The organism is uncultured Dialister sp. (genome assembly GCF_937959425.1).
Taxonomy (GTDB): Bacteria; Bacillota; Negativicutes; order Veillonellales; family Dialisteraceae; genus Dialister.
Genome location: NZ_CALGPS010000156.1, coordinates 1 through 15887 on the forward strand (window position 1 = coordinate 1; position 15887 = coordinate 15887).

At 51.2% G+C, this 15887-nt stretch carries 13 protein-coding genes; 2 read left to right on the forward strand and 11 right to left on the reverse strand.

What is annotated here, in order from left to right; genetic code table 11:
- Window positions 1–362: 362 nt before the first annotated feature.
- From Q0482_RS06415 to Q0482_RS06460, 10 genes are all read right to left on the reverse strand, one after another.
- Window positions 363–1406, reverse strand: coding sequence for an ABC transporter substrate-binding protein (locus tag Q0482_RS06415; RefSeq protein WP_299144810.1), 1044 nt, complete (start codon window positions 1404–1406; stop codon window positions 363–365).
- Window positions 1407–1954: 548 nt separating this feature from the next.
- Complete coding sequence (locus Q0482_RS06420; RefSeq protein WP_299144812.1) at window positions 1955–2983, reverse strand: ABC transporter substrate-binding protein; 1029 nt, start codon at window positions 2981–2983, stop codon at window positions 1955–1957.
- Window positions 2984–3639: 656 nt separating this feature from the next.
- A complete protein-coding gene (locus tag Q0482_RS06425) occupies window positions 3640–3804 on the reverse strand; it encodes a hypothetical protein (protein WP_299144814.1) in 165 nt (54 codons plus the stop codon).
- Complete coding sequence (locus Q0482_RS06430; protein ID WP_299144816.1) at window positions 3801–4859, reverse strand: iron-containing alcohol dehydrogenase family protein; 1059 nt, start codon at window positions 4857–4859, stop codon at window positions 3801–3803. Before Q0482_RS06430 ends, Q0482_RS06425 begins: the two co-directional genes overlap by 4 nt.
- Before the next feature lie 13 nt (window positions 4860–4872).
- Window positions 4873–5664: an ABC transporter ATP-binding protein gene (locus tag Q0482_RS06435; RefSeq protein ID WP_299144818.1), complete on the reverse strand. Its 792-nt coding sequence runs from the start codon at window positions 5662–5664 to the stop codon at window positions 4873–4875.
- The gene (locus tag Q0482_RS06440) at window positions 5658–6677 is read right to left on the reverse strand and encodes an ABC transporter permease subunit (RefSeq protein ID WP_299144820.1); all 1020 of its coding nucleotides are present in this window, start codon (window positions 6675–6677) and stop codon (window positions 5658–5660) included. Before Q0482_RS06440 ends, Q0482_RS06435 begins: the two co-directional genes overlap by 7 nt.
- A gap of 1145 nt (window positions 6678–7822) precedes the next feature.
- Window positions 7823–8986, reverse strand: a complete 1164-nt coding sequence (locus Q0482_RS06445; RefSeq protein ID WP_299144822.1) for a M20 family metallopeptidase — start codon at window positions 8984–8986, stop codon at window positions 7823–7825.
- Between the two features lie 13 nt (window positions 8987–8999).
- On the reverse strand, window positions 9000–10151 hold the full coding sequence (locus Q0482_RS06450) for a M20 family metallopeptidase (RefSeq protein ID WP_299144824.1): 1152 nt from the start codon (window positions 10149–10151) through the stop codon (window positions 9000–9002).
- Window positions 10148–11263 carry an o-succinylbenzoate synthase gene (gene menC, locus Q0482_RS06455; protein WP_299144826.1) on the reverse strand — a complete coding sequence of 372 codons (1116 nt, stop codon included), beginning with the start codon at window positions 11261–11263 and terminating at the stop codon, window positions 10148–10150. The genes Q0482_RS06450 and menC (Q0482_RS06455) overlap by 4 nt, the downstream gene beginning before the upstream one ends.
- A gap of 64 nt (window positions 11264–11327) precedes the next feature.
- Window positions 11328–12560: an MFS transporter gene (locus Q0482_RS06460; protein ID WP_299144827.1), complete on the reverse strand. Its 1233-nt coding sequence runs from the start codon at window positions 12558–12560 to the stop codon at window positions 11328–11330.
- A 261-nt stretch (window positions 12561–12821) separates the two neighbouring features.
- Here Q0482_RS06460 and Q0482_RS06465 point away from each other — a divergent pair, with 261 nt between their 5' ends.
- Window positions 12822–14156 (forward strand): hypothetical protein, encoded by a 1335-nt coding sequence (locus Q0482_RS06465; RefSeq protein WP_299144829.1) that lies wholly within the window; start codon window positions 12822–12824, stop codon window positions 14154–14156.
- Window positions 14157–14213: 57 nt separating this feature from the next.
- Here Q0482_RS06465 and menC (Q0482_RS06470) read toward each other — a convergent pair whose 3' ends face one another.
- Window positions 14214–15326 carry an o-succinylbenzoate synthase gene (gene menC / locus Q0482_RS06470; RefSeq protein ID WP_299144830.1) on the reverse strand — a complete coding sequence of 371 codons (1113 nt, stop codon included), beginning with the start codon at window positions 15324–15326 and terminating at the stop codon, window positions 14214–14216.
- 40 nt (window positions 15327–15366) lie between these two features.
- Between menC (Q0482_RS06470) and Q0482_RS06475 the strand changes: the two genes are divergently transcribed.
- The gene (locus Q0482_RS06475; protein WP_299144832.1) at window positions 15367–15579 is read left to right on the forward strand and encodes a hypothetical protein; all 213 of its coding nucleotides are present in this window, start codon (window positions 15367–15369) and stop codon (window positions 15577–15579) included.
- The last annotated feature ends 308 nt before the right edge of the window (window positions 15580–15887 follow it).

Sequence of the window (15887 nt, forward strand, 5' to 3'; positions counted from 1 at the left end):
TCTTGAATTTTTATGCAATGCAAGGAATGGGACGACGCGAATAGCGAGCTATTTAAGGAGTTCCATGACGAAGCAGTGCATAAAAATTCTTATAAAAGCAAACTCTATGAATTAATCAGCGCTTCCCTAGCTCACTAGCACACCAGCTCACTAGCCCACTAAATCGGTTTTATACAAACTGGCGCCCTACATTATTTAAGGGGCGCCCACCAAGGCCGATAGCTGATAGCCGACAGCCGATAGCAGTCCTACCAGCCACCAGCCACCAGCCCCACCGACCCCGGCCCCAAATGAAAAAGCGCACAGCCTATGCCGTGCGCTTTTTCATTTTCAGGGGCAAATCAATGATTCAATTCTATTTCTTACAGACTTGGTGTATCTTCCAGTCCGTCGAAGCGCTGGAAGGCGCCGTCCGCCAGTGCTTTGGCATTGACGTCATGGACGATGCCGATTTCTTCCAGCTGGGTGGCTGCTCTTTCGATGGCGTCATAGCCGCCCTGTACGGAGGGAACGTAGTTGTAGGATTTCAGGAGTTCCGCATTAAGGGCCACGTCGCCGGAGACGTAGTTCTTGTCGTGGAGCATCTGGGCCACTTCATCCGGATGTTTGGATACATAGAGCGCACCCTTCATGACGGCTCTGGTGTAGCCTTTGGCCAGGTCCGGATGTTCCTGTACGAATTTCGCAGTGAGGATGGCGGAGCAGCAGTATTCATCCTTGAATTCCGGAGATTTAGCGGTATCAAGAACAGAGGTGAAGCCGTATTCCTTCATGGCGATGGCGCCCACCGGGTCGGTCATGGCGATGGCGTCCACCTGGCCGGATTTCAGTGCTTGGGGCAGGGAGTTTCTTTCTACCACCACAAATTCCACTTCCATGTTATCCGGTGTCACGCCGATGCCGTCGGTGTGGAGAGCGCGCTGGGCAATGACAGTGGCGGTGTCAGCCAGGCCGGATACGCCGATTTTCTTGCCCTTCAGACCTTTCACATCCTTAATGCCGGTGTCGGGACGGGTAACGATGCGGACGCAGCCTGTGTGGAGGCCGGCGGTGAGCTTCACCGGAAGGCCGTTCTGGATAGGCTGGATGATTTTAGAAACCAGGGTCTGCATGCCGTCTACCTTATCGGTCCCCAGGGCTTCCGTTTCACTGGCACCCTGGATATTAATCATTTCAGGGTTGATTCCCTCTTCCTTGAAGAAGCCTTTTTCATAGGCTACTACCGTAGAAGCTTCGCAGAGGGACGGGGAGTAGGCCACCCTCATATTTGTCTTACCGTCAGCAGCGGCAGCGGATGCGCTCTTGGCGCTGCTTCCTGCGCTCTGGGTGCCGCCGCATCCGGCCACCCCCAGTACGCTGACCAATGCCAGTGCTGCTGCTAATGATTTCCAATGTTTATTCATCATGTTCCTCCTCTTCGTATGGCAATGATTGTATGTCCATACGGTGTATTTATGTAAGGCCTGTTTGGGAAATAGGGAAATAGGGAGATAGTGGGATAGTGGACTAATGAGCTGGTGGCTAGTAGCTAGTGGCTAGTGGCTAGTGGCTAGTGGCTAGTGACTAGTTGGGTCAATGGCTGCCCGCCGTTCTGTCATCTCGAGCGAAGCTGCATGCCGGTATGGAGCAGGTGCTTCTGTCCTATTTTGGCTCTGAGTCGAGAGATCTCCCTCCACCATGGGACTTGTGCCCATTATGAAAGGAGATTTCTCCACTCCGCCCCGCTGAGGTCGAAATGACAGCAGGTGTGGGACAGTGAGCTAGTGGACTAGTGAGCCGGTGGCTGGTGGGAGTCAATGGCTGCCCGCCACCAACCGGCGCCTTGCTTTGCCATAGAGTCTCTTTTCGGTTCTTACCCTTCAGCACCCCTTCGCCACTTCGTGGCCCTCTTCCCCTAAAGGGGACGCAAGAACTATCGTCTACTTTCTATCGTCTACCATCTATCCCCTATCCATTACAGGCTCTTTACATCCTGGTAGCCGTCAAAGAAATAGTAGGCATTATCTGCAAATTCCTTGGCGTCAAGCTGGTTCACAAGGCCCAGGTCCGACAGGTCTTTGGCCGCGGCCTTGATGGCATCGTAGCCTCCCTGGACAGATGGAGTGTAATTATATGATTTCAGAAGTTCAGCGTATTCCTTCTCATCGCCGTTCACATATTTCTTTTCAATGAGCATTTTAGCCGCATCTTCCGGATGCTGCTTGATATAGAGGGATCCCTTCTGGATAGCCTGGGTGAGGGCTTTGGCAGCAGCCTGGTTCTTTTCAATGAACTGGTTCGTTACCACCAGGTCGCAGCAGTATTCATCCTTCCAGCCCTTGGAGGTGGCTGTATCCAGCACCGGCACATAGCCGTATTCCTTCTGGGCGATATAGCCTACGGGGTCCGTCATGACGATGGCATCCACCTGCCCGGAAGAAAGAGCCTGGGGCAGGGAGTTCCTGTCCACCACCACAAATTCCACTTCCATATTGTCCGGCGTTACACCGATACCTTCATGCTTCAAGGCCCGCTGGATGATGACGGTGCCCGTATCAGCCAGGCCCGCTACGCCGATGCGCTTCCCCTTCAGGTCCTTCACATCTTTGATGCCGGAATCCGGACGGGTAATGGCTCTCACGCAGCCGAAGTGGACGCCGGTGGTGCCCTTCACAGGAAGGCCGTTCTGCAGGGGATGGATGGTCTTGCTCACCAGGGTGATTTCCATATCCACCTTGCCGGAGCCCAGGGATTCATTGGCCGTAGCGCCGTCCACCTTCACCAGCTCCGGATCCAGGCCCGCATCTTTGAAATAGCCCTTTTCATAGGCCACAAAAATCGGCGCTTGGCAGAGGGACGGCGAATACCCCACCTTCACCTTCACATTGTCCACCTTGGCAGCGCCGGAAGCAGCAGGCTTTGCGCTCTCCCCGCAGCCTGCCAGGCCAAATACGGAAACCAGTGCCAGTGCAGCAGCTGCTGCCTTTACCTTCTTAGAAATCATGATCATCTTCCCCTTTCTTATATGTGAGAGGCAGTTTCATACCGCCATAACTCCTTTAAAAATAAAATATGCGGGAAATATGGAACTGCAGGACACAGCGTGGATAGCTTTCAGCTGTCGGCTATCAGCTGTCAGCCCGAATCTGCTTGATGCTTTTAGATTCATCAGCAAGAGCAGCATTGCGGTGATTAGCCGCTAACGCGGCTACCCCCTATCCCGCTTCGCGGGACTCCCCCCTATTCAGGGGGGAGAATAGGCCTCTCAATACTTTTCTGCTGAGTCATGTAGCACATTGCTGAGCACCCATAGTGCCCCCTTTAGGGGGGAAGGTGGTGGCGCCAGCCACCAAAGGGGGTGCATTTCCATCGCCCGCAGGGCGGTTTGCCTGTTTTCCCCGGGCGAAGCCCGGTTGTAAAGGTTTTATCATAATGGCGCCCCTTCTTTTTAAAGGGCGCCCACCGAGGCCTTTCCCCTGAGCGAAGCGATGCAACCCTTCTATACAACCCTTGGCACCGAGGGCCGTCAGGCCCGATGGATGCCATATGCCCCTCTGCCGCGCAGCGGCAGGCCCCTTCGGGAATACAGCCTACCACCACCCTCTGAACCCTTTGCACCCTTTGCACCTTCTGAACCCTCACGCCCGCAGGGCGTGTCCACTACTTACAGCAGTCCTTCTCCGTAGCTTTTACCGCTTCTTCGTAGGTCATGTGGTATGCCGGCTGCTGGCCGGCGGCGTAGACTTCGTAGGCAAGGCCTGCGCTGGAGGCGGCCAGGAGGCCCAGGGCCGCTATGGCTGCGTTGATTTTCTGTTTCGCATTCATTTGAGTCCCTCCAATTCATCCATGGCTTTCAAGATGGCTTCTTTCCTGATTTCATAGGGCACGTGGCGGATGTCCGGTTTTTCCAGGGCATATCCGGAGAGTGCCTCTGCGTCCTTCCGGTCTACGCCGATATCTGCCAGGCTGTGGGGCAGGTTCGTTTTCTTTGTGAAAGCCAGCATCCTGTCCCTTTCTTCTTTCTGCCCGTCCAGGGTGAGGAGCACCAGGGTGCCGTAGCACACCACCGCCCCGTGGAGATGATTTCCCCTGTGGGGTACCTGTCCGTGGCTGTTGTAAATGGCGTGGGCCAGGCTGGAATTGTAGATCACCGGCACGCAGTTGGAAATAAGGCCTGTGGAAATGATGATATTCTGCACCACGAAGCGGAAGGCTTCGCTGTCCATGCCCTTATCGAAGTCCAAAAGCGCTTCTTCTCCTTTTTCCAGAAGACCGTCGGAGCAGTTTCCTGCCAGCCTTGCGCCGATACTCTGGAAATAGTCCAGTTTGTCTCCTCTGGCGTTGAAAAGCACTTCATACTCCTTGGACAGGGCGTCCCCTATGCCGGCCCAGAAGTAGTCCCTGGGCGAATGGAGCACCACGTCGGTGTTGATGAAGGTATGAAAGGGCGGCCGGCTTCTGTACCAGTTGGCCCGGTAGGTATGGTCCGGATAGTACATGATACACACCGCCGTGATAGAGGCGCAGTTGGAAGCCAGCGTTGGAAAAGTAAAAATGGGCTTGTCCAGCTTTTCCGCCGCATACTTGGCGGTGTCGCAGGCCCTTCCCCCGCCTACGGCAAATATCATATCCGCCGCCTTCACCTCCGGGATTTCCGTGAGCCTGTCCCCGTTTTCAAAGGTAGCATCGTCGCCGTAAAGGAAGCTGCCGGTGATTTCTATTTCCCCTTTCACCGCCAGGCGGATAAGGGGCTCCGCTGCCGCCCTTGATTGATTTCCTCCGATAATCACTGCTGTCTTTCCGAATTTCCTGCACACCGCCGGGATTTCATCATAGGCATCAGGGCCTATGGTATAGCTTGGCAGAAATCGATTTTCCATGCTTCGTCTCCTTTCATGAAACCACTTCTTCCGGCAGGCCGTCTTCCCCGTAGTGAAGGGCCTTCAGGATTTCCGTCTTGTACGCCGTGAACTCCGGCGACTCCCTGTCCACCGGCCGCGAAAGCTCGATGGGGATTTCCTTGATCACCTTTCCCGGGTGCGATGAAAGGACCACCACCTTCTGGGCCATGTACACCGCCTCTTCGATATCATGGGTTACCATGATCATGGTGGTGTGGCTCTTCTCCCACACCTTCCGGATTTCCTCCTGCATGGTCATGCGGGTAAAAGCATCCAGCGCCCCCAGCGGTTCGTCCAGAAGAAGGATTTTCGGGTGGCCGATGAGGGCCCTTGCCAGAGACGCCCTCTGCTGCATGCCGCCGGACACCTGGTAGGGGAAATGGTCCTCATAGCCCTGAAGGCCCACCTGGCGGATGATGCGCGCCACATCGTCCTTCCGCTTCTCATAGGTGCCCTGCACCTTCAGCCCGAAGGCGATGTTGTCATGGATAGAAAGCCAGGGGAAAAGCACATGGTCCTGGAACATGAAGCCCCGGTCCACCCCCGGCCCCTCTACTTTCCTGCCGTCCACCACCACCCTCCCGGCATCGGGGAAAAGAAATCCGGAAATAATGCGCAGCAGCGTGGATTTCCCGCAGCCCGAAGGCCCGATGAAAGAGGTGAAGGACCCCGGCTCTATATCGAGCGTTATGCCCGACAGGATGACCTGCCTGCCGCCGGCGGTATTGGCGTCGTCGAAACTCTTGGACACCCCGTCGATGAGAATATGCCCCTCTTCTACCATTTAATAACTCCTTTCTGCCATGAAAGCACCCGGTTTCTCAGCTTGAACATAAGCTCCATGAAAAGGCAGAAGCTTCCGGCGATAAGAATCAGTCCCGCGTACACATTGGAATAAGCCATCATTTCCTTCTGCCAGTTCACATACCAGCCAAGTCCGTACTTGGCGCCCATCATTTCCGCCGTCACCAGCACCACGAAACTCATGCAGGTGCCGGTGAATACGCCCATGAAAATGTCAGGCATGGCGGCCGGGATGGCCACCCGGAACACCTGATCCCAGTGGCTGGCCCCCAGAGTCTCCGCCACCTCGAAATAGGACTTATTCACATTCCGGATGCCCGAGAGCGTCAGCGACGCCGTAGGGAACCAGATGGAAAGGAATATAAGAAATACGCTGCCGCTGTACATGGTGGGGAAAATCACCAGAGCCAGCGGAATCCAGGCCACCGGCGGGATAGGTCCCAGGGCCTTGATGAAAGGCCACAGCCAGTAGTCGGCCCGCTTCGAAAAGCCAAGCCAGGCCCCCGTGGCAATGCCCACAGACACACCCAGTATCCAGCTGATGGCCAGAAGAGAGTAAGAATAGGCAATGCAGGAAAGAAGAAGATTGAAATCCTTCACAAACACCTGCAGAATTCTGTCCGGCGCCGGGAAATAAATCACCGGAAGCAGAGCAAACTTTGCCGTAGCCAAGTTCAGCCCGTTTAAAAGCTGGGAAAGCATGGCATAGAAAGGAGCCATGTATACCACCTTTTTTCGCGTCTCTACAGAAAAAAGAGACGCTGCAGCAAAAGCCACATACACCGCAAGGCAGATGCCCAGAAAATAAAGCAGATAGGGATGGGGCATCTTCATCTGGGACAAACTCCGCTTCACCAGCAAATCCACAGCCCCTGTTACCAAAATAGAAATCACCGGCAAAGAAAGAAGTATCCATTCTTTCTTCTTCATACATATCACATTCCTTTCCTTCGTATCCTTCAGCACACCGGCTGCAGCCTCTTCCGTACTCATTTCATCCTCCTCATGACAAATAAAAAAGCCCCCGCCCCCAAAAGGGACGAGAAGCCTCGTGTTTCCACCCAAATTCATCATGAAGTCGCCTTCATGACCTTAAAGGTACGTCCCGGAAATATCCTTTCCTGTACCCCTGCGCTGTAACGGGCGTCTCCCGGTATGGCCTACTCAATTCAGCCCATCAGCTCAGAAATGCACTTCCCCTTCCCATCCCTGTCCGCTCTCACCATCCGGACTCGCTTTCCTTCGGAAAAGGTACTCTCCTTCCTCATCGCCTGTACATCATAAATTTTTAAAACATGCTGCCGGGGCAGCGCCCCGGCGCATGGCGGATACGGGCCGTAAAGTCCCGCTCCTATTTCCCTGCTCAGAGTCATGAAACTTCTGCGAATCGGGCACCTGTTCCCGTTCTGCCTTTCCCAAGGCGAAGTCTTTCCGATCCCTGTCAGCCTGTAACCTTACCTTTTATAAAACTGATGGAATGCAGGAGAAGAGATGCCCAGGAACAGGAGGCATCCTGCCAGACCCCATTCCAGTTCATTCAGTTTCTTTGCAATCAGTCTGCCCATTCCTTTTCATCCTTTCTTCATAGAAATCAAAAAGCTCCCGTCCCATAAGGGACGAGAGCTGCGCTTCGTGTTTCCACCCAATTTCATATGCCTGTCACCAGGTATACCTTAAAAGGTTCTAACAAACCCTGACTCTGTATCGGGAGCTCCCGGGAAGGCCTACTACTGTTTCAACCTGCCAAACTCAGAAATGCACTTCAGCCCCCTATCCGTATCCGCTTCCACTCTCCGGACTCGCTTTGCCGTCATCAGGCCGCCTACTCTTTTCTTCATCGTTTTGTTGTGAATACTGTAGCACCGGCGGCAGGAAATGTCAAGGGCTTTTTTCATTTTGAAATGGTACTATGCTCCCCGCCCCTATCGTCATCTCCAGCGGAGCTGCATGACGCTATGAGAGCCGGTGTATTTGGGCACCATGGATACTCTGAAACTTCTCCACTCCGCTGCGGTCGAGATGACGAGGGGCGAAGCAGTACTTTTGTTATTCATTTTCCATTTGATAAGAATCCTTACAACAGACGGAATTCAGAAAAAAATGGCATTCCTAGGAACGCCATTTTAATACTTCATCGATTATTTATCTCCATTCACCTTCAGCAGAATGCCTGCCATCTGCTTTGCGCGGCGGAAAAGGCTGTCTACATCAGCCCATTCTTCCACCGTGTGGTTCCTGGCTCCTTCTACACCTACAGCGCAGAGGGTAGGAACACCCATGGCAGTGGTATAAGCCGCATCAGAACCGCCGCCGCAGAGTCTTGCTTCCGGTTTCGGAAAGCCGCTTTCCTCTGCCACTTCCTGGGCAATTTTCAAAAGATCCAGATTTCCAGGAAGCCTTGTCATGGTGGCAAAGCCTACGCTGTCTGACACTTTTGTGGTCGTATCCGGCACATACTGGCGGCTGCATACTTCGTCCACTTTCTTGCGAAGTACCGGCAGATCCTCCGGATGGGTATAGCGGAAATCACATTCCACTTTGCAGTAAGCCGGTGCCGCATTGGCTACGGTGCCGCCCTCGATGGTTCCCACATTAACGTTATACTGCTTGGAGTAGTCTGTGAGCTTTTCAATTTCAATAATTTTATGGGCCATTTCCAGAATAGCACTTCTTCCATTTTCCGGATCATTACCCACATGACAGCCGCGGCCGAAAGTCTCGATGAAGAAACGCCAGCAGCCCTTACGCTGTACCACCAGGCTGTGATCCATGAAACCGGTTTCAAAATTGAACGCACACTTGGCCCCTTCTGCCTCTTTTTGAATCACTTCCGGCGCATTGGAAAATACATGCGCCGGTTCTTCGTCCGCATCCAGAATAACTTTGCAGGGGAAATCTTCAAATCCCGCTTCATGAAGTGCCATCAGGGTGGAAAGAAGGATGGTAACTCCTCCCTTCATGTCCAGCACGCCGGGACCGTAGGCTTTTCCATCTTTGATAGTAAAAGGTCTTTTCTCCGGTTCTCCTTTAAAAAATACGGTATCCATATGTCCCATAAGGATAGTAAAGGGCTTGGTCATGTCTCCACGTTCACCGATAATGGTGTCCCCGCATTTTTCATAGGATACCCGGCGGATGGAAAATCCCAGCTTCTCAAGAATGCCGGCACAGAGATTTCCCATGGCCATTCCACCATCCCTGACGCCGATACCGGAATCAATGGTTACCATTTCCTTCCACAGGGAAATCATTTCATCCTTATGTTCATCAATCCACTGATATGCCTTATCTCTTGTATCCATTCAATTCCTCCTGTTACAACTGTAAAAGCAGGGCGGCCAGCAGCTTGGCTCTCTCTGTCAAAGATTTTTTATCTGCCCATTCACGGACGGTATGATTGAATTCCCCTTTCACTCCAAGGGCGCAGAGGGTAGGAATGCCGGCTCCGGTCAGATAGGCGGAATCACTGCCTCCCCCTACGGCAATGGCTTTCATGTGTGGCAGGTTCCATTTCTTAGCAATTTCTTCTGCCCTATGGAACAAATCTTCTGAAGCAGGAAGTCTTTCCATGGAGGACACTTTTACCAGGCACTCCACATGGGTCTTTGTCCCCTGTACATAGGTTTTCTCTGCAATTTCCCTGAACGCCTTCTCTACCCTCTCAATGCCCTCTTCTTTGGAATATCTCACATCCACCCTGCAGGATGCATGCTCCGGTATAGCATTAGCCACAGTGCCGCCGGAAATCACGCCCACATTCACTGTAGTGCCTTCTTCATAATCCGTAAGGCTTTCCATGTCCAGTGCCTTATGGCATAATTCCATCACAGCACTCCTGCCGTCTTTCGGATTGTTGCCGGCATGGGCGCCGATACCGTCTATATCGAAACGGTACTGGGCCACCCCTTTTCTTTCTATCACAATGCCATTGTCAGGAAATCCGGTTTCCAGATTGAAGCCCATGAGAGCTCCTTTGGCCTCTTCCAGGTAGTCCTTCCCGGCGCCTGAATTTTTATGGCCCGTTTCTTCGTCTCCTGCCAGGATAATTTTGATGGGATACCGGTCATACCCCTGCTTCACCAGGAATTTCACCACGTGAAGAAGAATGGTAAGGCCGCCCTTCATATCAAGAACCCCGGGACCGGTTACTTTGTTTCCGTTTATGCGGAATGGCCGTTCCTCTGCGGTTCCCCTGGCAAAAACCGTATCCATATGACCGGTTAGTATGACAAAGGGCTTTGTCATATCCCCATATTCTGCCACCAGCATATTGCCTGCTTTTTCATAAGTGTGGAAACGGACATGAAACCCCAGAGACTCCAGAAAATGCTGCACATCCCTTCCTACCGCATCTACACCGGCCTTATTATCGGGGCCGCAGTCCCTGTCCACCAGTTTCTGCCAGGTCTCCAGCATGGCCGGCTCCATTTCATTGATTGCGTTGAAAACTGTTTCCTTATCCATCATTTTGTAAATTCCCACTTTTCAATGGTATGCTTTTCCACCACATCCCTGTTCAGTTCAAATCCTGTGCCCGGAAGATCAGGAAGCTGGATTTTCGCATGGGAATCGATGTAGGTAGAAGGAGTAACGATATCATCAGCATAATAACGGTCGCTTCCGGGAATATCATTGGGGTAGCGATAGTAAGGAAGGGTTGCCACAGCCATATTGTGACCTCTGGCCACGCCGTCATCTACCATGCCGCCGCACCAGGAGTAGACCCCTTTTTCTCCTGCAAATTTCTGAATCCTTCTGGCTTCTGTAAGTCCGCCCACTCTGGCCACTTTGATATTAATGATTTTGCAGCTTCCCAGTTCGATGGCCCTTCTGGCATCATCCACGCTGTCAATGCTTTCATCGAGACAAATCGGCGTTTTGATGGCAGCCTGCAGATGACGGTGATCCACAATATCATCAGAAGCCAGAGGCTGTTCAATCATAAGGAGACCCAGTTCATCCATTTCCCTGAAGAGGTCGATATCATGCAGCGTATAGGCGGAATTGGCATCTAACATGAGCATGATGTCGCCGAATTCTTTTCTCACTGCCCGCATATACTGGATATCATAGCCCGGTTTGATTTTGCACTTTACCCGCCGGTATCCCTGATTCATGTATTTTTCAATGGTTTTCAGCAGCTTGTCCGGTGTATCTTCAATACCAAGAGATACACCTGCTTCGATTTCGTTTTTCACTCCGCCCAGAGCCTGATACTCAGGAATTCCAAGTTCCTTGGAATAGAGCTCCCAAAGAGCGCAGTCCACCGAAGCCCGGGCCATGCGGTTTCTGCGAATCCAGGAAGTATGGTCAAAGAACCACTCCGGATCCTTGAAATCACCGGCATCAAAAAGTGCCGGCACCAGGAATTCTTTGATTACAAAAAGAGCCCCTTCTGTGGTTTCCTCATTGTACCAGGGCCGCCAGAATGCGGAGCATGCGCCATATCCCACATTGCCATCGCTGTCATGGAGCTCCACAATGGAGAAATCCTTTCTCGTATTCAGTCCGAAACTGGTGCGGAACGGCACTTTGAAATCAAGACTCATTCTGCGGATAACTACTTTAGAAATTTTCATTTTGTACCTCCTGTATGAACCTGCATATACAGAAGACACAGGCCGCAACGCCTGTGTCCTCTCATTATTCATCTTCCCCTACGTCAAGCATATCTTCCGTTCTCTTTGGAATGAGGAATGCGCTCACTGCACAGAGTGCTGCCACACCCATAAGATAATAGAATACAGCATTGAAAGAACCGTTGAATGCATACACCAGGTAGCCCATGATAACTGGGGAAATGAAACCGGCAATCTGTCCACCCATATTAATCAGGGTAGAAGCAGAACCGGCAATACTGCCTGTAACGATTTTCAAAACAATGGCCACTGCTGTTCCCAGAATGCAGGCCTTAAAGAAATACACGCCGCACTGGAAAATGACAACCCACATGATAGTTTCTGCGTTATACATGAAATAGAGGAAAATAGCTGTCAGCGCAGCGCAGATAACGATCATGTAATGCTCTTTTTTATCAAAATATTTGTTCATTACCCAGCCGCAGACCGCAGTGGAAAGGAAAGAAGCCATGAATGGAATCGGAGTCAGATACCCTACCGCCTTCAGATTGATTCCTCTTTCCGCAATCAGGTACGTAGGCATCCAGGCATCCAGACCCTTATTAATGCAGGAAATGCAGAATGCACAGAGAACCAGTTTCCAAATCATGGAATATTTCATCAAATGGAGGAAGTATTTAGTCTTATTTCCTTTATCCGCCGTTTTTTCTTCCTTCGGCTTTGTCTGTTTAACGAAAATAGCATAGAAGAAAACGTAAGCCAGACCGATAACCCCTAAAATCTGGAACATGCCCCTCCATCCGAACCAGAGGATCAGCGGAACGATGATGACCGGTGCCAGAGCAGAACCGATGTAGTTTGAAGAAAGAATGCCGGTAGTGAAGGCCGGGCGAAGTTCCCTTGGAAAATACTCCGCAATGGCGCGATAGCAGGAACCGGCATAGGGACCTTCACAGAGGCCGAAAACGAACCGCAGAAAAAGGAGGCCTGCCAGCGTGGATGCATGACCCGTGGTAAAAGTAAAAATAGACCACAGAGTCATGGCAATGAGAATCACTGTCTTGCTTCCGAAATGATCAGAGAGCCAGCCTCCGGGAATCTGCATAATGGAATACCCGATAAAAAAGGCACTGATAACCACACCCATTTCCGTAGGAGCCAGATTAAACTCCTTGGAAATGGACGGCAGTGACAGCCCGATGGCAGACCGGTCGATATAGGATATACAGAACCCTATATACAGAAAGAAAAACACCACATACTTGTTCTCGCTTTGCAGCTTTTTGAGCCAGCTCATAACATACCTCCTGCTCTACTCCCATAAAACTTACACACTGGCCGTCTTCCGGCATAACTGCCCCAAGTTTCGGCCCGGAAATGAAGGTACCATCACGGTTTTCCTGACTCTATCTGCATGAATCATGAAAACCTATCCGGCATCCTACCTGCCCTCAAAATCCCCTAAAAGATGAAGGCTTTACTTTCCTCCCATTTACGCTTATCATAAGGAAAAGGCGCTGTCCTTAATAGACCTTTATTCTGTCCCAAAGGAGACCTTATGCGAATCGGTATCGTTGTTCCAAGAGAAATCGTTAACGAAATCATGTCCTTTCTCAGGAAAGAATTTCCTGAAATGGAATCCATTCCTTTCCCCTATGACTCCATTATGGATATTCCAGACAACCTGTCAGGAAAGCAGAATCGGGTGGACAGCTTCCTCTTTCTAGGTGATACTGCCCGGCGGTATGCGGAAAAGGCAATCCCCCACGCCTCTGAATGGCTCACCATCCCCCGTTCCGCCTCCGCCCTTCTCCGTCTCCTTTTCCGGGCAGAGGTTGCCGGGTTCCCCATGCACATTGCCACCGACCTCAATAATGAAAAATTTTTCCTCCAGGCTTTCCATGAAATCGGATTTTCACCGGAAGAAACATCTCTGGAAATCATCCACCTGCCCGCCTACAGCGAAGGCCTTCTCATCCAGGCAGCCAATCGTATGGAAAAGCTCTATCATCAGGGAAAAGTCAGCTTCTGCATCACCATGTTTTACAAAGTGAGAGAACTTCTTCATGCCAAAGGCATCCCCGTTTATATCCTTCAGCCTTCTTTTGACGATATCCGCAACGGAATCCAGCGGCTTGTCCTGTCCCATGAACTCCACCTCACACAGAACAGCCAGACAGCAGTCATCTCCATTCATATCGACAGCCCCGATGATAACCTGCCGGACAACAACGCATACCGGCTTTCCGTAGAAAAAATGGCTGTTACAAAAGAAATCTACCGAACCGCCCATCATATCAATGCCGCCTGCATCGAGCAGCCGCCGGCCAATTATCTTCTTTTCACAACTGCCAAGGATATAGAAAACAGTACCAACCATTTCCAGCGTCTGCCCCTGCTCCGAAATATTGCTGAAACTACCGCCTTTACCCTGTCAATCGGCATAGGCTATGGTTTGAATCCGGCGGAAGCCTGCTACCACGCCTTCCGCGCTGTAGAGCATGCCTCAAGGTCCGGCGGCAACAGAGCATTCCTCATAGGCAAAGCCCTTTTTTCCCCTATCCCCATGTCATCCAATGACCAGGATATACAGGAAAAGAAAGAACGACCCATTGATGAGCAGTTCCTTTACCTTTCAAAAAAATCAAAGGTCAGCGTACGCATTATTTCCAATCTGTACCAGGCCTGCCGGGATACCGGACGTCAGCGGTTTACCGCCTCCGAGCTGGCAGACATTATCGGTGTCACCCCCAGAACCATGAACCGCATTCTTTGTAAACTCATGGATCATCACCTGGCCCAGGACGTGGGTCGTCAGTTCAAGGACAAAACAGGACGGCCCAGCCGCATTATCGAAATCCTCTTTGAACCTAAACAGCACATGAAAAAATAAAAAAATCCCGAAGACTGCCTTCTATGGTTAGTCTTCAGGATTTTTCACTACTCTGTTCTATTTGAAAATCCAGTGTCCCGCTTCCATCTTATCAATCTGCTTTTCATCCACATCATAACGGATACCGTTTTCCTCATCCGGCACCACAATGGTGCAGCGATCCGTAATATCCACCATGGGACTGGTAATATCCTCTTCAAAATACCGGTCAGCCGCCGCCACATCGTGAGCCAGTTCCGTGAAGCCGGGGAGACTGGCAAAGGACACATTCTGCGCCCGGCCTATACCCAGTTCCGTCATACCGCCGCACCATACCGGAATGCCATGAGCCACACAGAGATCATGGATCCGCTTTCCTTCGTACACCCCGCCGCAGCGGCTGGACTTGATATTAATCACCTTGCAGCTTCCCAGCCGGATAGCTGCCTCTGCCGCCTCATAGGATACGATACTTTCATCAAGACACACCGGCGTCTCAATAGCTTTCTGCAGCGCTGCATGGTCCACAATATCTTCCTCACCTAAAGGCTGCTCAATATACTGGAGGTGGTATTCATCCATGGCACGGAACAGATCGATATCCTTCAAGGTATAAGCAGAATTGGCATCTACCGTAAGAGGGATGTCGCCAAACTCCTTCCTGATTGCCTTTACCACTTCAATATCACGGCCAGGATGAATTTTAATCTTTGTGCGATGATACCCCTGCTCCAGATAATGTTCGATTTCTTTGAAAAGGACATTAATATCTTTTTCAATACCCAAAGAAACGCCCACCTTGATTTCCTTCTGGGTCCCGCCCAGCAGTGTCTTCAAAGACTTGCCGGTTTGCTGAACCATGAGCTCCCAGAGTGCATTTTCCACAGCCGCCTTGGCCAGCCTGTTTCCTTTAATGTACGCAAACTTTTCCATAAAGGCAGCCGGGCTTTCTACTTCCTGATGGAGGATGCCCGGAATGATGAAATCTTTCAGGATATGAAATACAGTACCATTATCCTCAGGGTTATAAAAGGGGCCGTAAAAAGCCTTACATTCACCCCATCCAACCAAACCTTCCGAATACACCTTTACCAGAAGAGCATCCCTGTTCTCAAATTTGGTAAAGCTGGTCTGGAAAGGATGCTTGAATGGGTTCAGTACACGGATAACATCAATACGGTCTATTCTCATAGGCTCCTCCTTTATGCGGTCATGATGAAAGCTAAAAAGATTGTTTCATTTTATCACCGAAAAAGGAATTAATCAAATCGGACTTGCCAATACAATGGCAGATGGAAAAATAAAACTCCTGCAGAATATGTCAATGGAAGCCACGCAAAAAACAGAAAAGCCTATCAGGGGAGTATCGGGGCAGCATCGGCTTAATGGCAGAGTCCGGTTTTATAAGAACTTTCAGCCCCTGCTGCGTCCCAGGGTTCCTTAAATAGCCCGCTATTCGCGTCACCCTGCTCCTTGCATGGACTGAAAGTTCAAGAATAAAACCAGACAGCCATCAAGCCGACGCTGCCCCGCCAGGTAAGTTCAACCAATGAATCAGGCGTCTGCGCCTTGGCCCTCCCATTCGCATGGGTGCTGCTCAGATCTTGGACGGTCGGGAAATCAAAAGGAAAGCCCTTTTATGTGCAGACTAAGGGCCAACTTTTCCCGACTTGCGTATCCTATGCAGGATACGCACATCAGAGAGAGGAAAGTCCTGCGATCGCTCTTCCTTATTGCTTTTCTGTCTTCTGT